This window comes from Winogradskyella sp. (genome assembly GCF_016744625.1).
Lineage (GTDB): Bacteria > Bacteroidota > Bacteroidia > Flavobacteriales > Flavobacteriaceae > Winogradskyella.
In genome coordinates, this window is the sequence record NZ_JADGDZ010000112.1 from 1 (window position 1) to 1,330 (window position 1,330).

Sequence of the window (1,330 nt, forward strand, 5' to 3'; positions counted from 1 at the left end):
GAATTAATAAGCATGATTCGCTTTGTTCGAAAAGCAGTGATATTTGTTTTAAAAGAATTAAAATTATCTGTACTTAATGTTACCACTAGTTTAGTTTTCATTTTTATCCGCAGAAAGATTGCCTCTATTTATAATTTTCCCTCCAATGATTACTTTTAATATACTATTGTAAGCAGAAATATCTTCTAATGGATTTTTATCCAATAATAGAAGGTTGGCTTTTTTTCCTTTTTCAACTGTACCATAAAGGTGATCGAGTTGAAATGCTTTTGCATTTTCAATAGTAGCAGAAGCTAATATTTTACGTAATGGAATACCTGCATTTTTCATTTCTATCATTTCTAAATAACCGTTATAGCCAGGTGGGTTTCCAAAAGTTGGTGAAGAAGGTGTGTCTGTACCAAATAAAATCAAACCATTATAGTCATTCATATACTTTAAATTAATTTTTCCTTGGTTTGAAATTCGATTGAAATTATTGATTATTATAGGTTTAGGTGCGTCTCCAAATACAGAAGCGTACATATTATTTGTATTTTCTTTATAATAATCGATTAAATTTTGAGGAAGCACATTTTTTAATTCAGAGTTGTTTAAGAATTCAGAATCAGTTAGCGTTCTTAATCCATTAATTACTTGCAAAGTTGGGATATAACCAATTTTATTTTTTATTTCAACATCTAAAACTCTAGTTATTTCTTTAGGTATTTCATTGGTGTCTTCTAATCTGTATGTTTCCCAATTCCAAAGACCGTGAGCAATAATATCAACATTTGCAGTTCCTAAAAATTGATGCGCTTCTAAAGAATTTCCGTGAGCTACTAAAACCAAATTGTTTTTATGAGTCTCTTCTTTTAGTTCCTTCATAAGTTGTATAGATGGAACAGGAAAAGCAGGTTTAGTAGAATCAAATCCAGGTTCGTAATATGTTTTTACCGCAATAGCACCTGATTCAGCAATTCGCTCAACTACGACTTGTGGCGAATGATTCTGTTTATTATATTTTTCTGGGATAGGATATGCTTCGTTTTCTTGATAAATAAAGTTTGGCGTTTCATCATTCCAATTAGTCAATCCGTAGCCATTTCCTATAACAGCTCCTCCTCCGACATAATATAAATCAGGTTTAATTTTGGCTTCATTAAATATAGATAATCGTTTTGGTTTTTTGTAAAACCCATTTTACCATCAACCCTAAAAAAAACGCGATAGAAAAACTAGCAATGGTATAAAAAGTATTATAAACCAAAAAACAATAAAGAAGAGTTTTATATTTACGATGTCATTAACGACACATTAGATGTATTATTTCCTAAGTATTATGAAAATA

The 1,330-nt window shown here is 29.8% G+C and carries 1 protein-coding gene; it reads right to left on the reverse strand.

All coding sequences use genetic code 11. The annotated features are described in order from the left end of the window. Positions 1-90: 90 nt before the first annotated feature. On the reverse strand, positions 91-1,074 hold the full coding sequence (locus tag QZZ53_RS15625; RefSeq protein WP_296386401.1) for an amidohydrolase family protein: 984 nt from the start codon (positions 1,072-1,074) through the stop codon (positions 91-93). Positions 1,075-1,330: the final 256 nt, after the last annotated feature.